At 42.3% G+C, this 19,757-nt stretch carries 23 protein-coding genes and 1 pseudogene; 7 read left to right on the top strand and 17 right to left on the bottom strand.

Annotated elements, in window-relative coordinates; translation table 11 throughout:
• Window positions 1-117: 117 nt before the first annotated feature.
• Complete coding sequence (locus A4E24_RS01085) at window positions 118-579, top strand: hypothetical protein (protein WP_292350946.1); 462 nt, start codon at window positions 118-120, stop codon at window positions 577-579.
• Between the two features lie 26 nt (window positions 580-605).
• On the opposite strand, the gene A4E24_RS01080 is transcribed toward A4E24_RS01085, so the two are convergent.
• The 11 genes from A4E24_RS01080 to A4E24_RS01030 all read right to left on the bottom strand — a co-directional run bounded on the left by A4E24_RS01080 (window position 606) and on the right by A4E24_RS01030 (window position 10,238).
• Window positions 606-839: a hypothetical protein gene (locus A4E24_RS01080; protein WP_292350945.1), complete on the bottom strand. Its 234-nt coding sequence runs from the start codon at window positions 837-839 to the stop codon at window positions 606-608.
• Window positions 840-847: 8 nt separating this feature from the next.
• Window positions 848-1,897: an L-threonylcarbamoyladenylate synthase gene (locus A4E24_RS01075; protein WP_292350943.1), complete on the bottom strand. Its 1,050-nt coding sequence runs from the start codon at window positions 1,895-1,897 to the stop codon at window positions 848-850.
• Window positions 1,898-1,911: 14 nt separating this feature from the next.
• The gene (locus tag A4E24_RS01070; protein WP_292350984.1) at window positions 1,912-3,192 is read right to left on the bottom strand and encodes a ribulose-bisphosphate carboxylase large subunit; all 1,281 of its coding nucleotides are present in this window, start codon (window positions 3,190-3,192) and stop codon (window positions 1,912-1,914) included.
• A gap of 499 nt (window positions 3,193-3,691) precedes the next feature.
• Complete coding sequence (gene mnhG / locus A4E24_RS01065) at window positions 3,692-4,033, bottom strand: monovalent cation/H(+) antiporter subunit G (RefSeq protein ID WP_394334449.1); 342 nt, start codon at window positions 4,031-4,033, stop codon at window positions 3,692-3,694.
• 20 nt (window positions 4,034-4,053) lie between these two features.
• The gene (locus A4E24_RS01060) at window positions 4,054-4,317 is read right to left on the bottom strand and encodes a cation:proton antiporter (RefSeq protein WP_292350940.1); all 264 of its coding nucleotides are present in this window, start codon (window positions 4,315-4,317) and stop codon (window positions 4,054-4,056) included.
• The gene (locus A4E24_RS01055; protein ID WP_292350938.1) at window positions 4,314-4,808 is read right to left on the bottom strand and encodes a Na+/H+ antiporter subunit E; all 495 of its coding nucleotides are present in this window, start codon (window positions 4,806-4,808) and stop codon (window positions 4,314-4,316) included. The genes A4E24_RS01060 and A4E24_RS01055 overlap by 4 nt, the downstream gene beginning before the upstream one ends.
• Window positions 4,805-6,343: a proton-conducting transporter membrane subunit gene (locus A4E24_RS01050; protein ID WP_292350936.1), complete on the bottom strand. Its 1,539-nt coding sequence runs from the start codon at window positions 6,341-6,343 to the stop codon at window positions 4,805-4,807. The genes A4E24_RS01055 and A4E24_RS01050 overlap by 4 nt, the downstream gene beginning before the upstream one ends.
• Window positions 6,340-6,756: an NADH-quinone oxidoreductase subunit K gene (locus A4E24_RS01045; RefSeq protein ID WP_292350935.1), complete on the bottom strand. Its 417-nt coding sequence runs from the start codon at window positions 6,754-6,756 to the stop codon at window positions 6,340-6,342. The genes A4E24_RS01050 and A4E24_RS01045 overlap by 4 nt, the downstream gene beginning before the upstream one ends.
• Window positions 6,753-7,169: a monovalent cation/H+ antiporter subunit B gene (locus A4E24_RS01040; protein WP_292350934.1), complete on the bottom strand. Its 417-nt coding sequence runs from the start codon at window positions 7,167-7,169 to the stop codon at window positions 6,753-6,755. Before A4E24_RS01040 ends, A4E24_RS01045 begins: the two co-directional genes overlap by 4 nt.
• A complete protein-coding gene (gene mbhE, locus A4E24_RS01035; RefSeq protein WP_292350933.1) occupies window positions 7,166-9,532 on the bottom strand; it encodes a hydrogen gas-evolving membrane-bound hydrogenase subunit E in 2,367 nt (788 codons plus the stop codon). Before mbhE ends, A4E24_RS01040 begins: the two co-directional genes overlap by 4 nt.
• 160 nt (window positions 9,533-9,692) lie before the next feature.
• Complete coding sequence (locus A4E24_RS01030) at window positions 9,693-10,238, bottom strand: Hsp20/alpha crystallin family protein (protein ID WP_292350931.1); 546 nt, start codon at window positions 10,236-10,238, stop codon at window positions 9,693-9,695.
• 204 nt (window positions 10,239-10,442) lie between these two features.
• Between A4E24_RS01030 and A4E24_RS01025 the strand changes: the two genes are divergently transcribed.
• Window positions 10,443-10,778: a hypothetical protein gene (locus tag A4E24_RS01025; RefSeq protein ID WP_292350929.1), complete on the top strand. Its 336-nt coding sequence runs from the start codon at window positions 10,443-10,445 to the stop codon at window positions 10,776-10,778.
• A 242-nt stretch (window positions 10,779-11,020) separates the two neighbouring features.
• Here A4E24_RS01025 and A4E24_RS01020 read toward each other — a convergent pair whose 3' ends face one another.
• On the bottom strand, window positions 11,021-11,515 hold the full coding sequence (locus A4E24_RS01020; RefSeq protein ID WP_292350928.1) for a flavodoxin family protein: 495 nt from the start codon (window positions 11,513-11,515) through the stop codon (window positions 11,021-11,023).
• A 167-nt stretch (window positions 11,516-11,682) separates the two neighbouring features.
• On the bottom strand, window positions 11,683-12,069 hold the full coding sequence (locus tag A4E24_RS01015) for a helix-turn-helix domain-containing protein (RefSeq protein WP_292350927.1): 387 nt from the start codon (window positions 12,067-12,069) through the stop codon (window positions 11,683-11,685).
• A 123-nt stretch (window positions 12,070-12,192) separates the two neighbouring features.
• On the opposite strand from A4E24_RS01015, the gene A4E24_RS01010 reads away from it, so the two are divergent.
• Both A4E24_RS01010 and A4E24_RS01005 read left to right on the top strand, forming a co-directional pair.
• Window positions 12,193-12,750, top strand: coding sequence for a flavodoxin family protein (locus A4E24_RS01010; RefSeq protein ID WP_292350926.1), 558 nt, complete (start codon window positions 12,193-12,195; stop codon window positions 12,748-12,750).
• A 139-nt stretch (window positions 12,751-12,889) separates the two neighbouring features.
• On the top strand, window positions 12,890-13,099 hold the full coding sequence (locus A4E24_RS01005) for a hypothetical protein (protein ID WP_292350925.1): 210 nt from the start codon (window positions 12,890-12,892) through the stop codon (window positions 13,097-13,099).
• Between the two features lie 312 nt (window positions 13,100-13,411).
• Here A4E24_RS01005 and ade read toward each other — a convergent pair whose 3' ends face one another.
• The gene (ade, locus tag A4E24_RS01000) at window positions 13,412-15,046 is read right to left on the bottom strand and encodes an adenine deaminase (RefSeq protein ID WP_292350924.1); all 1,635 of its coding nucleotides are present in this window, start codon (window positions 15,044-15,046) and stop codon (window positions 13,412-13,414) included.
• A 560-nt stretch (window positions 15,047-15,606) separates the two neighbouring features.
• Here ade and A4E24_RS00995 point away from each other — a divergent pair.
• On the top strand, window positions 15,607-15,894 hold the full coding sequence (locus A4E24_RS00995) for a hypothetical protein (RefSeq protein WP_292350923.1): 288 nt from the start codon (window positions 15,607-15,609) through the stop codon (window positions 15,892-15,894).
• Window positions 15,895-16,060: 166 nt separating this feature from the next.
• Here A4E24_RS00995 and A4E24_RS00990 read toward each other — a convergent pair.
• From A4E24_RS00990 to A4E24_RS00980, 3 genes and pseudogenes are all read right to left on the bottom strand, one after another.
• Window positions 16,061-16,530 (bottom strand): annotated as a pseudogene (locus tag A4E24_RS00990) (IS1 family transposase).
• Between the two features lie 265 nt (window positions 16,531-16,795).
• Entirely contained in the window at window positions 16,796-17,581 is a 786-nt protein-coding gene (locus A4E24_RS00985; RefSeq protein WP_292350922.1) for an archaellin/type IV pilin N-terminal domain-containing protein, read from the bottom strand.
• A gap of 33 nt (window positions 17,582-17,614) precedes the next feature.
• Window positions 17,615-18,421 carry an archaellin/type IV pilin N-terminal domain-containing protein gene (locus tag A4E24_RS00980; protein WP_292350919.1) on the bottom strand — a complete coding sequence of 269 codons (807 nt, stop codon included), beginning with the start codon at window positions 18,419-18,421 and terminating at the stop codon, window positions 17,615-17,617.
• Between the two features lie 287 nt (window positions 18,422-18,708).
• Here A4E24_RS00980 and A4E24_RS00975 point away from each other — a divergent pair, with 287 nt between their 5' ends.
• Window positions 18,709-19,578: an indole-3-glycerol-phosphate synthase gene (locus tag A4E24_RS00975; protein WP_292350917.1), complete on the top strand. Its 870-nt coding sequence runs from the start codon at window positions 18,709-18,711 to the stop codon at window positions 19,576-19,578.
• Window positions 19,503-19,688 (top strand): PspC domain-containing protein, encoded by a 186-nt coding sequence (locus A4E24_RS00970; protein ID WP_292350915.1) that lies wholly within the window; start codon window positions 19,503-19,505, stop codon window positions 19,686-19,688. Before A4E24_RS00975 ends, A4E24_RS00970 begins: the two co-directional genes overlap by 76 nt.
• Window positions 19,689-19,757 lie beyond the last annotated feature (69 nt).

Here is a 19,757-nt window from a genome sequence, read left to right as displayed (position 1 = left end):
ATATTCCTGAAAGGGTCCGAGATTGTTCTTTATAAGACGAACAAGGTTATATAGCAGAAAAATTAAAACAAGGTATACGGAAAAACTCCTATCCTAAGAACAAAAAAGAGGTTTGGTATGAAAAAGACCTTATGCATGTTAATTATCCTGTTCTTCATCACAATGAATACTGCCAGTGCAGAACTTTTCAATGACCTGGATAGAGCTGTTACGGAGTACAATGCGTACTACGAAGAACTTCCAAGTTCCATACAAATACTCCTGGGTAACGAAGAGATCCTGGCAGGCATTATGATGAACGATGGAGGTGAGCTGAATGTATGGCTGGTCACAGAGAACGGCAGAGTGGCCGAATTTGAAAAGGTAGAGGATGTAGAGGATTACGATCCTACTGTAATAATAGCCACTGATGAAGCTACGGTCCGAAGCCTTATAAATACAACAGATCCGCTTTCTGTGTATGAAGGAGCCCGTTCGAACGGAACCCTTACCATTGATCCGGTAGGCATTGTCAGCAGTGCCAAATTCGTAGTTGCGGATTTGGCATCCAAGCTTTTTAAGACAGTAGGCTTTATCTGAAGATCTTATTTTTTCCCCATACTGTTTCATTTCAAATTCTTCAGTGAACGGCGGGCCATGAAGTTAGACGACATCGTATAGAGGAAAATGATGATCCCTGTCCAAAGTAAGGGTGTCCCTATTGTGTCTTTTCCCAGATATGATAATGCCAGGCCAAGGGACAGGATAATGACATTTATCCTGGCAAGCTGCTTATTTGTTTTCAGTATCGCAATGTATCGCTGTTTTGCCTTTAATTGGTCCTTTTTATATCCCTTCATAAATACACCTATACTTTGATTATCATTTCCGAGGCTTTCCTTAGCCTGTTCATCACAGCCGCACCTACACCTTCGTGAGTGAAAGAGCCGTCTGCAAGTATGATGTTAACTCCCCTCTCATCCAAAGAACGCAAACCTAGGAACAGGTTTCTGGCTACTTCTTCAGGTTCATCTTTTCTTCCAAGATAGACCATATCGTTCGTCAGGGAAAAAAGATCACTGCTCGTGACAAGCAAGCCCACTCTTGCTCCCCTGCACGTAAAATCTGCATACATTTCACGGATCTTATCCAAAACAAGATCATGCGATCCTTCCAGAAGCAGCACGGTAGCACTGGGAGAATAATGAGTATATTTCATACCAGGTGACCTTACAACACCCTCTGTTTCTGTCACATGGTCGCTGTAGCCGATCTCTACTTCTCCTATAACCTCTTCGATTTGTGTTGCGGATATATAGCCAGGTCTTAAAACAGCAGGTTTTTCTCCGCTCATATCGATAACTGTGGATTCCACTCCTATACATGTATTTCCTGCATCTATTACTGCATCGATCTTTCCTTCCAGGTCATGGAGCACATGGAACGCAGTGGTCGGACTTGGCCTGCCTGAAATGTTAGCACTGGGTGCAGCAAGGGGTTTACCGGATGAGCGTATCAGTTCCTGTGCTATTATGTCGGCAGGCATCCTTACAGCAACCGTGTTCAGCCCGCCTGTAGTGATATCTGGAACAATACGGGTCCTTTTGAGGATAAGTGTCAGTGGCCCTGGCCAGAAGATCTCGATAAGAGATAAAGCCTTGGGAGGGATCTCTGACACCAATTGCTCCAATTGCTCTATGGATGCCACATGCACGATAAGCGGATTGTCTGCAGGGCGGCCTTTTGCGTGGAATATCCTGTTAACAGCTATTGGATCAAGCGCATTGGCCGCCAGTCCATATACTGTTTCCGTAGGGATGGCAACAGTGCCACCCCTCTGAATAATTTCTGCACACTCCCTGATAATTTTTGATAAGTTATTTGGAGTCACTTTGAATACTTTTGTTTGTTTGCTCATTGCTCATCATATTATTAAATGCCATTTTTCAAGGCAGTTTGCAGTTCTGCATGGTTCTTTCCGTATTCTTCCAGAGATATACCGGAAAGTGTCGCATCAATAGCCTGTCGGCAGGCTTTTGCGCCGGCAGAGGTGCCCATTGGATGTGAATGCATACCAATGCTACAGTCCATAATAACATCTTTGCCGAAGATATTCATAAGTTCTGGTATCGATGAAACTCCTGACCCAGCTGAAACAACAGGGAACATGGCCTTTATCCCATCCCAGTTCTGAGGAAGGATATGCATTTTTTCATTTCCTTTTGATCTGTCCATTATGCAGCAATCATACAGTGCCATTAATTCTTTTGTATTTTCATGAAATCTGTTATCAATAGTACCGATGTGCAACTGATCAAGTCCTACAAGACGCGCAAGCTTTGTCATAAGATACAGGCTGATACCGTGTTCTTCCAGACGGGTAAAGGCAGTATGGCCCATAATATGAGCATGTATCACAAGTCCAAGTTCTTCAGTGACATCGCGCAGTGTTTGCAGAGAGCTCCATCCAGTGGGGACCGTGTCGATCATTACATAATGGCCACCTATATTGCTTATAAAATTTGCTCTCCGTATTATCTCTTCACATGTGGGAGCAGTGATATTGCACATATACATCCTTCGCTCACCTGTTTCCTCTTCTGCATCGTCCCGGGCCTTGAATGTGAGTTCAGCACGTTTTTCGAACCTGTTAAACTTCTGATCTGTCAGGTTCTCATCGTCCTTCACCAGGTCACATCCTCCGACAAAAGAATTATATGCTACCTTTGCATGTGTTGCCGGATCAAGTCCCACCTTTGGCTTTACCGTAGCGCTCACTAAAGGACGGTCATAGACACCGGTGAGTTCCCTTATTCCTCCCATACCATACTTAGGTCCCCATAGTTCACTCAGCGGATCTGTCGGAAAAGTTATGTCATGAAGCTTGAGCCTGCTCATCATTTTATGATCCAGCATTCTGCCTGCAACAGTAATGATGATCTGGGCTACAGAGCAAAATTCGAAAAGGTCCTGTGGATAGGAAATTCTTACAGTATGCTTTTTTTTATCAATGTAGAACACGTGAGGTTTTAACTTCTCTGCCATTTTTGGGCTTAAGAGAGAAATGTCGTTCCATATACCAAAGGAGCATTCTCCAGCCAGATGGCTGCACGCTTCCTCAAAACTGATTCCGGACGCTGTTTCCAGCTGATACTCACATACAAGATCAGTTTCTTCCGGAATATATCCAATATCAATGTACTCTTTCAACATGCCTGTCTTCCCTTCATATAATGAACGATAAAAATAATGGATAATACAAGTACCACTGAGGTATGGCATCGTGCCCATCGCATGATATAGGAAAGGTTATCAAATAAGCATTGTGTTAGATCATTAGCATGTAACTTAAGAATTATTGTGGAAACTGATTTTTCGTTTTAGAGCGCAAAGTGTACGGTAAAATGAATAGTTTTCTGCAAAGAGAAAGTATATATATCATTAATTCATATCAAAGGGCAAGTGAGCGGGTACAACATTTTTAACCCCACTCCCACACTAACCCCCACTCCCCAACCCGCTCACATGATCCTAATGCAGGGGGTTCTAAACCGGTGTGGCCAGTTAAATGAACTTTATTTTATATTCTGTTGTGATCCGGCTCAAGATCAATTATCATGATGAATGATGTAAATATCCCATCAAATGTGCATATTCTTTGGAGGGGTGATCAAAAGGATAACTTAAGCAATGACTAAAGGCAAAGAGGTGCTTATTTTTTACACCTCTCGCATGCTTTTCCGTACTCATCTATTACTGATTCTTTGCACAGACCTACTCCATGCCTGTGAGCTGCCCTTGTGATCATGTGAGCTGCTATAGGGGCAGTAAGAAGTAAGAACAGACCCACGGCTATAGCTTTGACGCCTATAGGTGTGAAACCAGCTCTCATGAGAATGCTCAACATTACACCGAAGGCTCCAACTGTACCTATCTTGGCAGTTGTATGCAGACGGTTGTACACATCCGGCAAGCGTATAAGACCCAGCATGCCAAGGAACACGAAGGTCAAGCCTATTAACAGCACTATATCGCTCAGGAGGTTCATGATCATGCTGAATATACTTACTTCGCTCACAACACCACCCCTTCATCAAGGTATTTTGAAATGGTCACAGTACCCACGAAAGAGATCACTGCCAGCACCAGCGCCACATCCATGAAGAAGGCAGAACCTTTATCGTATGAATATGCTCCGAGCATCACTATGATCACAGTTGTCATGGCATCCAGGGCCACTACCCTGTCGGGGATAGTGGGGCCCATGATAACACGATATATACATGGTATAAATGCCAGGACCATGAATATCAGCGAAAAATCCAGTAAACTAATCATTCGAAAGCCTCCAGTACATATTTTTCAAGATCATCACGTATAGATGCGCATACTGCTGCAGGATCGGATGCATCGATACAATGCACATAGAGCACTGAATGGTCATCTGATATATCCACCGTGATGGTACCCGGGGTAAGAGTAATGGTATTTGCGATCCCCGTAATACCCAGATCGGTCTTGCATCTGATGGGTACGGCAATGATCCCGGGATTAATATTTATCTTCGGTCTTGTCACTATCTTGGCCACTACAATGTTGGCCTTGATGATCTCCTTTATAAGCACCATGAAATACCTTATAATTGAAATTATACGGTTTGACGGAGAGAACAACCTGAAGTTCGTTTCTGGTCTGTAAAGGAACCTGAATGGTCTTATGGTCAACAGGCCAAGAAGTAGGCCGAATATAAAACTATTCAGGCTGAAAGTACCATGCACAAAGCACCATATGACTCCAAATATAGCTGCCAGGGGAATATATCGTTTCATCTTACCACCCTCGTCAGGACGGCGTCTATGTAAGCCTGCGGATCAAGTATCTGCGCTGCTGTTGCCTGGGCCAGGGACAGTAATGGTTCAGAATACACACCCAAAGCCAGCACCATAAGGGCCAGGAAAGCAATTGGTAAGTATATCATGGGTGAAGAACCATGTTCTGAGTATTCTCCATGTGCTTTTACATCTCTTTTTTCACCCCAGAACATGAGCAGCCATGCCCTGAACATGTAGAAAAGGGAAAATATAGCAAACAAAAGGGCAATAGATATTTCTGTGTAATATTTTCCTATAATACCGGCATCAAAGAGAACGAACTTTGAAATGAAACCACCCATCGGAGGCAGTCCTGCTATGGACATGGCGCCTATAAGGAAAGCAACGGCCATGAAAGGAGAACTGTTCACCATCCCTCCCATCTTGTTCATATCACGTGTTCCTGCATGATGTATGATGCCACCTGAAGTAAGGAACAATAGTGACTTTGCAATTGCATGATTGACCAAATACACGAGGGATGCTGCAACAGCTCCCAGACTTCCAAAACCAATACCCAGGAATACATAGCCTATCTGGCTCACACTGGAATAAGCAAGCAACCTTTTTACATCTGTCTGGGCAACTGCCGATGCAGCCCCTATACCTATTGTGAACAATGCAAGCACTATGATAATGGGCTGGAACATGCCCAGTACGTCCGTGAATATGAAGAAAAATACCCTGAGCATACCATAAACACCCACCTTTATAAGTACACCACTCAGCATGGCACTTATGGGAGAAGGAGCAGTCGGATGCACATCCGGAAGCCAGTAATGTAATGGGAATATGGCCGCTTTGTTACCAAAGATCACGATGAACATAAGGCCAATAGCAAACACATGCCAGGGAAGCGTGCCTGCAGCCTGCATGGCACTGAGCTTCACAGAGATATCCGCCATGTTCAGGGTCCCTGTAGTAGCATACAGTGCAGAAACAGCTATCAGCATAAGAATAGAGCCCAGCATGTTCAAAACAAGGTATTTGAACGTCGCCTCCAGCTTGTCCGAACTTTTTGTAACTCCATCCTTTTCGAGTGCCACTACCAGACCACATGATGAAAGTAAGAGCACTTCAAAGAACACGAAGAGATTGAATATATCTCCCGTGAGGAAGGAGCCATGCAGGCCCGCCACCAGCAGGTTGAACAGGGGATGATATGTGGATAGTGAACGCTTCTCAATGTAATCCAGGGAATATATGAGCGAAAGGAAAGACACACCTGAGCTCAGCATCACAATACCTGCACTGAGCAGATCTGCTACTAGCATGATACCATATTTTCCCCATTCTCCTACCTCATAGACCTGTATCCCTGAATTCCACACCTGCATCAGTAACATGGAACTAATCAATACGAGTGAAAAGGAGGCAAGCACACTCAATCCTGCCTGCAACTTTGGTTTTGAGCGCAACATCATAGTCAAAGCTGCAACAAGTATGGGTATTGCTATCAGCAGGATCGGAAAGTGATGGACCAATGAGCTCATCCCCACAACCTCTTAAGTTTTTGTATATCAGTAGTACCATACTCTTCATGAATGCGATAAGCAAGTATAATGATCACTGCTGTAGTTGCAAGGCTGATGACGATGGCTGTCAATACCAGGGCCTGCACCAGCGGATCAACGAATTGTGTGGGTTCTGTTCCGTTCAATAAAGGAGCAAGCACACTATTCTGCAGAGAGTCACTGAAAATTGTGTTTGTGGGAACCACTTCATCATGGGTAAGTATTGGTACATCTTTACCACTGAATACGCCCACAGATACTATCAGCAGGTTTACAGCATGAGATAGTACGCTCAAACCTATGATCACCCTAACAATGTCCCTGCGCAGGATCAGGAAAGTTCCTATCCCGAACAGCACAGCTATAGTAAAGGATAGCACTGTGTTATTCATTTGTCCTCACCAACCATCTGGAATATACTAAGTAAAGAACCTATGACCACAAAATACACCCCTGTGTCAAATAAAGCAGCAGAAACAAGCTCGATCTCTCCTATCAGGGGAATATGTAAGAACTCTACTGCACTCCTGAAGAAGTTATGGCCGAAAGGCAGAGCTGCAAAAGCCGTGAATGCCGCCAGGACCAATCCGAAACCGAACCATTTGCCCCAATCAGGACTGAATGAACTTTTAATTGTTTCAAGCCCGTACACTACATAAGAAAGGGCTATGATGGAGGCGAACATGACGCCTCCGATAAACCCTCCGCCCGGGTTGTTATGTCCTGCAAGCAAAAGTGATATGGAAAACAGTACCACCAGTGGCAAGCATATCCTTGTGATCATTTTTGTAATAACTGTAGTCATTCGCTCTCACCTCTGCTGTGTATAAGATTGTATACCCCAAGCGCTGCAAGACACATCACAGATATTTCGCCCAACGTATCATATCCTCTGAAATCCACGATGATCACGTTGACAATATTATGCCCGCCTGCAAGAGGCCAAGCCTTTTCTATGAAATAGTATGAAAGTGATTCAAAGGGAGGTATGATCCCCTGAGTTGCATTTACTAATAATATGAATACCACAGAAGCTACTGATACTGCTATCAGAGCATCCCTCGTGAACAGGGAAGGAGTGATATGTTCTTTAAAGGTCTGAGGGATCTTCACAATGGCAAGCAGGAAGATGATGGTGGAAAGGGTTTCCACAAGTACCTGAGTAAGTGCAAGGTCCGGGGCTGACAGGTATATGAAAAGTAAGCTTACCAGGTACCCAAGAGCTGAAAGGGAGATCACTGCCGGCAGATATTTTGGCAACACTGCCGCTCCTACAGCAGCCACTATCATGAAGAAGAAAACCAGGAACTCATATGGCTCCACATTAAAGTTCAGAGTTTGTATGAAACCTGTTGAAAGCTTCAGGAAAGGTATAGCGAATAGTATGATCATCAAAACAAGGAGTGCAAGCACATAGCCCTTTACCGGGCCAGGCTGCATGAAAGATGAGAATCTTTTCAAAGTGCCTTTTGCGTTGTTCACCAGGCCATCGTATATGTAATTAATACTGATGAAAGGATACTTCCGGTTAAAGCTGTTCTGCCATTCAGCTATGGAGTCATAACGCGTATATACTGCAATACCCAGCAGAAATGTGATTAAAGTCATTACCAGAGAACCTGTCAATCCATGCCAGAGCTTTACATGAAGGTGCTGGGCTTCCATCATTATTGAGGAAGCTGTAGGTTCGACGAGATTTTGCACAGCTATAGAGGGCACAAGCCCGAACAGTATGATCAATCCAGCAAGGAAAGCTGCAGGGATGATCATAACAAAAGAAGGATCGTGGATATGGGAAGGCAACCCTTTCTCGGGGCGCTTGCCCAGGAAAATGGCAGCTATGAACTTAATGGAATAGGCAAATGTGAACACACCGCCTGCCACCGCCAATGCCGGAATGATGAACGTAAAAGGACTTCCCAGTGCGTGTCCCATCTCAATGGAAGACTCGTAGAACATTTCCTTGCTCAAAAAACCATTGAGTGGAGGCACTCCGGCCATGGAAAGAGCCCCAATTGTTGCAATAATGAATGTGATGGGCATTTCATGTCGTAAACCACCTAGCCGTGTAATATCACGGGTAGCGGCTTCATGTGCCACGATACCGGCCACAAGGAAAAGACATGCTTTGAATGTTGCATGATTAAGCAGGTGGAAGGTTGCAGCAGCAACTCCAATTCCCGGTTCCTGATATGTAGTATAGCCGTACATCGTCATTATGTATGCCAGCTGGCTGATCGTCGAGTACGCAAGCAGGGCTTTTATATCGATCTGCCTGAAAGCCAGGAAACCTGCAACCAGCATTGTGATGATTCCGGTTCCGCTGACCAGTATGAACCAGGCTTCTGTGCCTGAGAATATAGGATGGACCCTGGCAACGAGGTATATTCCAGCTTTCACCATGGTAGCTGAGTGCAGGAATGCACTGACCGGAGTGGGTGCTTCCATTGCATTGGGAAGCCATATATAGAAAGGACCCTGGGCGGATTTTGATGCCGCTCCGATGAATATCAATATAAGAGCTGCCAGGAACAATTTATGGCCTTGCACAGTTTGTATGAGCGTTTCATTCTGCAGGATGGCGGGTATATCGAAAGTGCCCGTAATAGAACGCAACACGATGAAACCTGCAAGCATGAAAAGCCCGCCTGCTGCTGTCACCAGCAGAGATTTAGTGGCACCATAAACTGATTCTGGCTTGTTCCTCCAGTAACCGATAAGCATGAAAGAAGTGATACTGGTGAGTTCCCAGAAGATAAAGAGCATTATGGTATTGGCAGCGAATACCATTCCCAGCATGGAGCCCATGAACAGGAGAAGCCATTGATAATACCGGGGCAGATCTTCCTTAAGGCCCATGTACCCATTAGAGTAAGACATAATGATTATGCCTATACCTGTGATAATGATCCCGAATAGGATGCTCAGTCCATCCACATATATGCTGTATTCAATACCCATTGATGGAATCCACTCCACAGATGCCTGGAAGTGTTCACCATGTATTACAAGAGGAACGAGACTGATAACCAGCAAAAAGCTAATTAAAGCAATGAACGAAGCAAACCAGCCAATTCTGTGTTTTATCAACTTCTCTACTGCTGGCACGGCAAGAGCCAGCAAGAAGGGTAGGAATACCGCCAAGGTTACTGAGATGAATGGGTCCATGCCTACCCCCATTATTCTACCCATATATAATTGTTTTTAATGAAGGATTTGGACCTTATATACCAAAGAATTTCTACTGGTTGCATGCTGGAAAAAATATGTCTGTTAAGTATCAATATACCTGTAAAGGTAGAATAGAACATGATACGAACTAAACGATCTATTCGATATGCACGAGCACTGTCTTATCAGAGTTGAACATCTTTAGTACAACTTCCAGTACTCCATTGCGGTAAGTTGCTGTTGTGCTTTCAGGATCAACTTTTGACGAAAGTGATATTTGTTCTGAGTACTTACATCCGCCGTGAGATGCCTTAAGATCAAGGGAACTGTCTGTGGCTTTGAGAATGATCTCACCCGTGGATATTCCCGGAATTTCGGCAGTAACGTATATTTTATCATCGCTTTCTACTACATCTATCAAAGGTTTGCGTTTCTGGACAAAGGAATTCTTTTCTTCAAATACCTCTGTTCCAGATTCTACCGATAAGCTGCCGAACTCTCTTATCAAGGTATCACCCTCGGAACGACCTATGACAGAAAAACCGTAGACCAGAGGTCCCGGCAGCTTTTTAAAGCCTGGCCCCAGATTTTCTATCATTTTTTCTACCAGATCCTCTATATGAACAAAATAACCTGGGCCAAAGACCTCTTCGAAGGAACCTTTACTTTTTACTTTATCTTTTTTTTTCCTCTTATCCGCCATAACATAACACCAGGTTTGAAAAGTCCTATAACACTTTACTATATAAGCATAACCTATGGAGTTGTAGAAATTTCAATATCTATTGACATTATCAATCAATTATGAGGTCGTAAAAGTATTATTGTCAAGAACATAATATATAGAGATAAATAAGATCGATATCATACTAAACCAGCAGGTTAAAGATGGAAAGGAAGACATAAAATGCCCAGAGACCTATCACAAAAAGATATTGACCTATTAAAGCAGGTAGCTCCTGAGTGTAAAGGCCTGGATTGTGCAGGTTCAGGTGCTCCATACAGATCTATCCTTCCGCCTCTTGCCAATCATTTTGCCACCGATGAAAATGATTTCAGGAAAAGGCTGGAAAAGCTTGGTACGGAAGACTTGCATTATTTGCTGTCACTTACAGAGAATGGAAGTGAGAGCCTTAATTGTGTGCCTCCCCGATACCTGCAGGTATTCATTGATCTGGTTAATGAACGTTTGAAGTTATCATTAACAAAAGAATCATTTTATAATTTCATGGAGGAGTGTTGACACATTTACCTTGAGAACATGTTGCATTAGATTGATAGCGGGATTCATGCAATTCTCAGCATGCTCAGGAAAAAGAGGATCATCTTCATTGATAGAGCCTCTTGAGATATTTTTTGATCATTGGCAATATAAGCAACCATTTTCGAACATGCTCCAATATGTACCTCATATTGTTCGCATGGTATTTTAGAAAAAGAAATAGCAGGAGTCCTGAAAAAGAACTCCTTGCCATCTTTGTGATATCAGGCTTTTGCCTGTACTTCCTTGGCAAATGCCTTGGCTTTCTTTACCCTGGACTCATCAGGCTGTCCTTTTGTGGATGGTCCCATCTCACCAAATGCTTTCATCTGCGGATCATCGGCCTTTAACAGCATGTCAATTATAGGCTGGGCAAGCTCGCCCTGACAATCAAATGCACCGAGGATCTTTGCTCCAGCTGCGGCCTGCTCGTAGGAACCGGTCCATGAATGGATGGCTTCAAATCCTTCAGGAACAGCGTGTGTCATGAATATTGCAATTTTTTTACCTTTAGTACTGGCTGATAAAAAATTCTTTACCACTGGCGGAATATCGAACTGCAATATAGGGAAGCCGATGAAAGCAAGATCATATCCTTCAAGGTCCTTGACCTCAGATATGGGCTTGATCGCCTTTTCCCCTTCAAGTTCGCCATAAATGGCTTCCGCTATCTTCTTTGTGTTTCCGGTCTGGCTCATATACGTAACAAGTGTTTTCATATTGCATCTCCCCATATTTTGATAATTAGTAAGTATCTGCTGGACATATATATAAGTTTCGTAAAGTATGCATTATTTGTATGAAAATATTAGCAAAAAGAAATACAATGTTTTGAAGCTAGCTTTGACATCTACTTTCCGTGTAAAAGGATCACATTTCATAAGAACTAAAACTTCAATAATTCAATTTGTTCCACTTGCATTGTTACAATACACTTCTTTCCCAGATATTCGGCTCCCCAGTCCAGCAATGTTTGTAAGACCGGCAGAACAGTTCTCCCAATATCTGTTATTGAATATTCGACCTTCGGCGGGATCTCCGGGTACATCTTTCTTGCCACCAGCCCATCATCTTCAAGTTCTCTCAGCTGTTTTGTGAGCATCTTTGGAGATACTTCAGGAATAAGCTGCTGGATCTTATTATAACGTAAGGTATCGTTGGCCAGCAGGCACAGTATCATGGGTTTCCATTTGCCTCCGATCACGTTCAAAGTTGCCTCGATGGGACAATTACAATGGTTTAGAGTGCAATGATCATTTTCTATTTTTTGCATTATATCACATGGGTAAGTTACTACCCTAAATGATTGTATGGTATATAAATATAGTTAATCTAAATAGAATAGAAGAATACCCTTGATGGGTAGCACATTTCAATATGATCAAGAGGCGAACATATGAAGGTAATAGGTATTATCGGAAGCCCGCGCATGAACGGAAACACAGCAACGCTTGTCAGACAGACCCTTGAATCAGCAGCAGAGGCAGGAGCCGAAACAGAGATATTCCATCTCAATGAACTGGAGTTCAAAGGCTGTCAGGGATGCGGCTATTGTAAGATACACGATAAATGCAAGTTACAGGATGATCTGACCAGGGTCCTGAACTCGATCATAAAAGCAGATGCCGTTGTACTGGGCTCCCCCATATACTTCAGCCAGTTCACAGGCCAGATGCGCCTGTTCCTGGACAGGTGCTATTCCCTCATCAATCCGGATTTCTCTCCCCGTGTGTCACCCGGGAAAAAAGCTGTACTCGTTGGTTCACATGGTGCACCTGACGCGGGTATATATGCAGCGGTATTCAATGAGTTTGCAGGGAACATCAAGAATTTCATGGGTATAGAGACCATCGATACTATCATAGCTGCAGGGTATAGCGAGCCAGGTTCAGTGAAAAGTAACGCAGAACTGATGGGCAGAGCAAAAGCAGCAGGATCAAAACTGATAAATTAAAATGTTTTGTAAGTGTTAAAGCAGCGGAGGATCCTGATAAACCCCTGACATCCACAGGTTCGTATAAAAAGTATATTTTATACGTAGGGAAAAGCAGTTTATCGCAATCCTCCCGAAGCATTTCCCAGGAAGTCGTAATATGGCAGTCAATGACAAACCACCGGTATTCTGTGAAAAGTATTGTATCGTCTGTAAAGGAGCAAGAGCAGGCAATAGTATCTGTAAGGCTATACAGGACATTGAACTGAAGATTTGCGGCAAAAATGGCTGTATCTGGGGTAAGGCAAGGACTAAGTTCTATGGGGTCACACCTGACCAGAAAATACCGGAAAAATACGGAAAGCAATGAGCCGCCAGACCTCTACATAGCTTGCAGGGACCAGAGAGGTTATTTTGTATATCAAATTTTATTTTTTATGAGTAATAAGCCATCAATGCTAATTTCAAGTTCTGAAGAATTATGTGTGTACACAGGAACATAAGTTCTATATCTGAAATAGCATAAATGCATATTTATGGATCCGGATATTGGAATCATCTTGTACCTGATACTGCTTTTAGCAGTGGGATTTATGTTAGCAGGTTTTCTAATAATCCTTATCTAATGAACTACTCTTTCCTGCAAGTATTCGGCTGTGGAGTAGTCACAGATTTCTTGCATTTAAGTATCTTTTTCCAGAACTGTCAATTTGAACTCCGATACGTCAAATAAACCTTTGTTACTTATCTTTAATTTTGGTATTACCAATAATGCCATGAACGACATTGTCATAAAAGCTGAGCTTAAGTTACAGCCTATTTGGCGGATCTTTTCGTTCAGCTTTTCATAGGTTTCAATAACAATACCCGCTTGTTCATCAGAGATCAGTCCGGCTATCGACAGAGGAAGATGATATGTATTCACTCCTTCTGACAGAGCCAGACCACCCCTTGATCCGATAAGTCTGTTGATGACCCTGGCCAGATCCACATCATCCGCCCCTATAGCTATAATGTTATGGGAATCATGGGCAACCGTGGAAGCTATTGCTCCTTTTTTAATATCGAAACCCTTAATGAAACCTATGGAAGGCACCGGATCTTCCGTATAACGGTTAATTACTGCTATCTTATTGATCCCGTTCGCCGGATCCGCAAATACTTTTCCATTTTTCTTCGGGAGCCGGTGTTCCAGAATATCTGTGAAAAGGGAACCATCAAAGGCCTGTATGATCTTAAAGAGATCAGCTTTGGAGTATACTTCCAGTTGTTCAGGTTTGATTTTTTTCTTTAATTTGAAATTATTGATCGGTTTTGACATAGATCCCTGAAAAAGTACATTACCATTTTCAAACACAGGTTTTCCGCCTATATAGGTTGCAACGACATCCATTTTATCCAGGGAATTGACAATTATGAGATCTGCCGGATCTCCAGGCTGTAGCATTCCGGTATTGATCTTATAGTGTTTTGATGCGTTGCAGGAAGAGACCCGTAATACATCGAAGAGATCGTGACCTGCAGCTATGGCTCTTGACACAAGCCTGTTTATATGCCCCTTCTCAAGATGATCAGGATGACAGTCATCTGTGCAGAACATACAAGAGCCAGGGTACCTCGCGATAAGAGGATGAAGAGTATCGAAGTTTTGTGCAGCAGAGCCTTCCCTGATCAGGATATGCATACCATTCTCTATTTTTTCCACGGCTTCTTCCAGCCGGGTACATTCGTGGTCCGTACTTATCCCTGCACGGATGTATTTTTTAAGGTCTTCCCCTCCAAGCTCAGGTGCATGACCGTCAACCGGTTTACCTGCATCAAAGGCAGCTTTGATCTTAGCATATACTTCAGTGTCATCGTTCAGTACACCAGGATAGTTCATCATTTCTCCCAGTGCAACTATTTTTGGCTCTTGCATCAGTATTCCTATTTCCTTTGCTGACAACCTATGGCCAGTGTTTTCAAATTCTGTTGCAGGTACACAACTTGGAGCAGTAAAATGTATTTTTACAGGTACGTTTTCAGATTCTCTTATCATGTAAAAGATACCTTCAAGACCACACACATTAGCTATTTCGTGTGGGTCGGATACCGTAGCAACAGTACCATGTCTGACAGCCATTGCGGCAAATTCAGAAGGTTTTAGCATTGAACTTTCGATGTGGACATGAGCATCTATGAATCCGGGCAGTAAATATCTATCAAACTCCTCTTCCGTCCTTTGGACATTTTGGATCTTCCCGTCCTCAACAATGACGATTGCATTGTAAATATCCCGTTGGATAACATCTACCAGTTTTCCTTTGATCCTTTGCATAGAATCTGTTTTGGTTTGGGAGTTTTTATTTATTTTGTAAGCCCGGAAAACGGGCAATTTTGCTGTATATATTCTACACTCAGTTTGTTCTTATTATTCTATAAAAATAAAATTCCGCTTATTTTCATATCAGCACATCTAATGTATATTAAAAAATATACATATAATACATTTAAATAAATCCTAGGGTAATAAAAGTGTCAATGATCGCTAAATCAAAGTTATATAAAGATATCCATTCAAAGTGTTCGTTTAAAAACTGCTGCTTTTCTTGATTTTTGCCTTAAATGACGAGTAATGAAAGCCTGATGTACAATGATTTTGTTTCGCCAATCTTTGGTAAACCAGTACCAAACTGAGTTTTGAATCCAATTCATTGCATATTTTATCCCTTTTGCTATAATATTTGCGACATGTATCATCAGAGACATCATTCCAATACCTTTTGCTTACTTTTTTGCAAAAGAACCTTAGTACTCAATATGCCATGTTATTTCTATTCTTATCCGTTTACTTTTTATGCTGAAGCTGAATATCAGGTCTCTGCAATAGGTGAGCAGATGGCAAGAAAACTTACACTTGAAGACCTTAAGCCCAAAAAAGAGATCGAAGAAGAACAGCTTGAAGACCTTTATGATCTGATAATCCCGCCGGGAACTCCCTCTTATATCATATACGATATGGTAGAAGAATTCGACCTTGAACCTGTAGAAAGAAAGATATCAGTGAACATAATAGAATGTGACCAGAGAGAACTGCTGGTACTGCGCGGTAAACTCGAAGTGGTGCAAGCTGCCGAAAAGTTCCTGTATGATGAACTGGCTGCATGGGTCAACGATGCGGATTGATGCAAGTTATGCTTTTTTGAAAAAGAGGCTCTGTAGAAATGCTCATTTGAGCAACCTTGACATATCTGTCAAGGTTATGTATTAATAATTTGATTTTGACTTCTTTTAGTTGATCCCAGTATTGGCTTGCCTTTATTTCTTCATCATACTTTCTTTTAAGGCATTGTTAACTAAACATAGCTAATTCCTTATGTATGTATTTCATTAATAGAAGAACAGAGTACTTCAACATTTCAAGACTCTTGGTATAACACTTTGTCTTTCGTCTCAACCTTGCCAGAAAGTGCCTCTATATGCTGCTATATCCTTCAACAGTATATGTTTCAGCTTTGGATCGCGTATGGATCGTATCCGGAAGGAACTCTGCATATGCCTTCCAGTGATCGGTCATCACTCTTTAAATCTCTTTCCCCTCTAAATGTCCCCAGAGTTTTTGTCCGGTTTCTGTTCCTCTATTACCAAAAGAGCAGTTGATGAATTTGTTCCTAACCCCATCAACAGCAATCCAGATCCAGCAATATTTTTTTTGTTCCCGATGTAAGTGTGCACCTCATCCAGTTCAACGACAGAAATCTCATTTTCGCTTTTTAGTTCCCCTAATTCGTGGCATTTGTATCGTTGACATCCATTGACTATACCATTCTTTCTGTGACTGGAACTCTTACATGTGGATTCTGTGACTCACCTCGCTTTACAATAAAGGTGAGGCTTGTATTTTTTTTCTTTGCTTTAATTAAAGGGGTTATGAATGATCAAGAGAAGCAAGTAAATGCTATAAGTGAAATGCTGTTGATCCAAAACTATCTTAAAGCGAAAAGAGATCTATTTAGAAAGAAAATAAATACGATACCAATATTGAAGAAAATGCCCGAATAAAAAATTAAAGGTGAGAATACTCACCTTATGGATACAGAACAACCGTTTCCTTGGTACCATAGGAAGAAGGTGTTACGAAATCAGCATTTGTCACCACACCTGATTCGGGCGTGAGCACAATACTGATAGTTGTTCTGGGCCCTACTTCCAGCCCTGAATCTTTCTGGGCCTTATTGACATTAGTAGTACCAATGTGGTCAAAAGTCATGTCTCCTGAACATACGGTTGAAATATAAAAAATAGCCAGGTCACCTGTGTTCATTACCGGCTTTCCCTGAGTGAAAGACCCATCTTCGTCACGGACCTTGTCCACAGTGAAGTAATATTTTGCATTTGCGCCTGGCGTGGCCTGCGTGCCTGTAAGCAGATCATGCAGATTGTCAGCTGCGGTTGCAGAAGCATTGAAATCCTTCATGGCATACCCATATGTCTTATCATTGTTGGCATAGATCAGGTTATTCGTGCCAGTACCATCAGTGATAGAAATGACCAACTGGTTGACATCCACTGAAGAACTGCCAACATTAAGGCCTACCTTCAACTTGAGCAGAGAAATATTTCCTGCCAGATCGACAGCAGAATTCTTGGCCCTGATACCGTCTATGCCTTTCACGATCAGGTTGGACGAAACTTCCTGAGTGGCCTCCTTGCCCGTGGATTGGGCTTTCTGCTGCAGTGTACCAGATGTCTGGATGAGCACAGCAGCAGCAACCGCCGCCACGAGTACCATGGCAATGAAAATGATAAGGGTACCAATGCCCACCTGAGCACTACTGTTTCTGTATAAATTATATTTTCTGTTAGATTTCATAAGATCGCCTCCTTTAACAAATTACTGAAGATTTTATGGATAAAGCTGTACAGCCTCTTTCACACCATATGATGAAGGCGTCACGAAATCAGCGTTCGTTACTACACCTGATTCCGGAGTGAGAATGATGTTAACAACGCTTCTTGGCACCAGATTAAGGCCCGAATTCTTAAGACCTGCTGAAGTATCGATGGTACTTACAAGGCTATAGCCAGTTGCGCTGGAGGAAGTTGTGGCTATGTATACATTGATAAGATCACCAGTGTTCATCACAGGGTTAGACTGGGAGAATGACGCATCTTCATCACGTATACGCTCTACTGTAAAATAGTGATCACAGTTGTTAAACGTGGTGATTGCAGTAGTTTGCTGTGTAAGAAGAGTTTGAAGATTAGTTGTAGCATTGGAAGAGTTAAAATTGTCCATTTCTCCATCTGATGCGCCAATGTTTGCATAGGATTTATGATTGCCTGCATATACGAGGTTATTGGCAGTGGTACCATCAGTAATAGAGACAACCACCTGGTTCACATCCACTGAGTGACTACCTACGTTCAGACCAACCTTCAATTTCAGCAGATCAATGGTAGAGGACATATCAGTAGCACTGTTCTTTGCACGCACACCTTCAATGTTCTTCACTATAAGGTTGGAAGATACTTCCTGAGTTGCCTGTTTACCTGTTGACTGCGCCTTCTGCTGCAATGTACCCGATGTCTGGATAAGTACAGCCGCAGCCACGGCTGCAACCAGTACCATTGCAATGAAGATAATAAGAGTGCCTATACCCACCTGGGCACCTGTGTTCCTGAATAATGTTTTTCTTCTGTTTGCTTTCATGTGTATTCTCCTTTCAACATCCATAATATAAGGATGATATTATATTATTATTTAATATATAAAAAAGATATGGTTGCAAATCTCAAACATTAAACATCCTGAACTTGTGTTTTGTTAATAATTGAAGCGTAATTCGATCCATGAATGAACAAAAGTATACAAAAAGAATTCATCGTGAAAAGAAGTGGTGTCACGACATGGATATTATTACCATCCTCTGGCAAAATCTTTAAGTATAAAGTATTGTATGTACATAGTTATACACCAATGTAGATAAAGAGGATATAATGCACGATGTTGTTAATCAGATCCTTAATGAAACGGCTAAAAGGGTAGCTGCTATAGAAATTCCTTATCAGGATGAACATGAAATAGAAAAGGACAAGAAAAGAGATATAGTGGCTGCTATACGGAAAAAACAAATAGAAGGTTATATACCCGTTATCTCAGAAGTGAAGCCTGCATCACCCTCACAAAAATATATGGATATACCGCCGGAAAAAGCAGCCACCATCGCAACTCAAATGGAAAAAGCGGGAGCTGTTGCTATTTCAGTACTGACTGAACCAAAATTCTTTCACGGGTCGCTTGCTAACTTAGAAAATGTCAGAAGGGAAGTGGATGTTCCGGTGCTCAGGAAGGACTTCATCATTCATGAAAAACAGCTTGGAGAAACATCCTGCGACATTATATTGTTAATAACAGGAGTGCTTGGAGCCAGATTAGGAGAATTTGTAGACCTTGCTATTGCAAAGGGCATGGAGCCACTGGCAGAAACACAAAACGAAGAAGAACTACACATAGCCCTTGCAACAAATGCAAAACTAATAGGCATCAATAACAGGAATTTCCATACCATGGAAGTGAGCCTCAACAATACCATAGTGCTGGCTCCGCTTGTAAGGAAATACGATGCAGAACATGGCACCGATCACGTTATCATCAGCGAAAGTGGGATACATTCATGTGCAGATGCAAGAACAGTGATAGAAGCTGGTGCCGATGCTCTTCTCATAGGGACCGCTATAATTAAAAGCGATGATATATACCATAAGACAAAGGAGCTAGTGGAGGCACAAAAATGTACAAAAAACTTTGCAGGTCCAAAAGTGAAAGAATCATTGCGGGCGTATGTGGAGGGATCGGAGCATATCTGAATATCGACCCGACCCTGGTAAGGCTCCTGTGGATATTTCTGATATTCCTGGGTGGAGGAGGTATCCCGGCGTATTTTATCGCCTGGCTGATAATTCCTGAAGAATATTAAACTGATCAAGACAATTAAAAACGGCCTATTGCTAAATTAGTATCAATACAGATAACCGGAGTGTAAACT

The sequence above is a fragment of the Methanomethylovorans sp. PtaU1.Bin093 genome, assembly GCF_002067275.1.
Classification (GTDB): Archaea; Halobacteriota; Methanosarcinia; order Methanosarcinales; family Methanosarcinaceae; genus Methanomethylovorans.
This window is presented reverse-complemented; position numbering and strand designations above follow the sequence as displayed.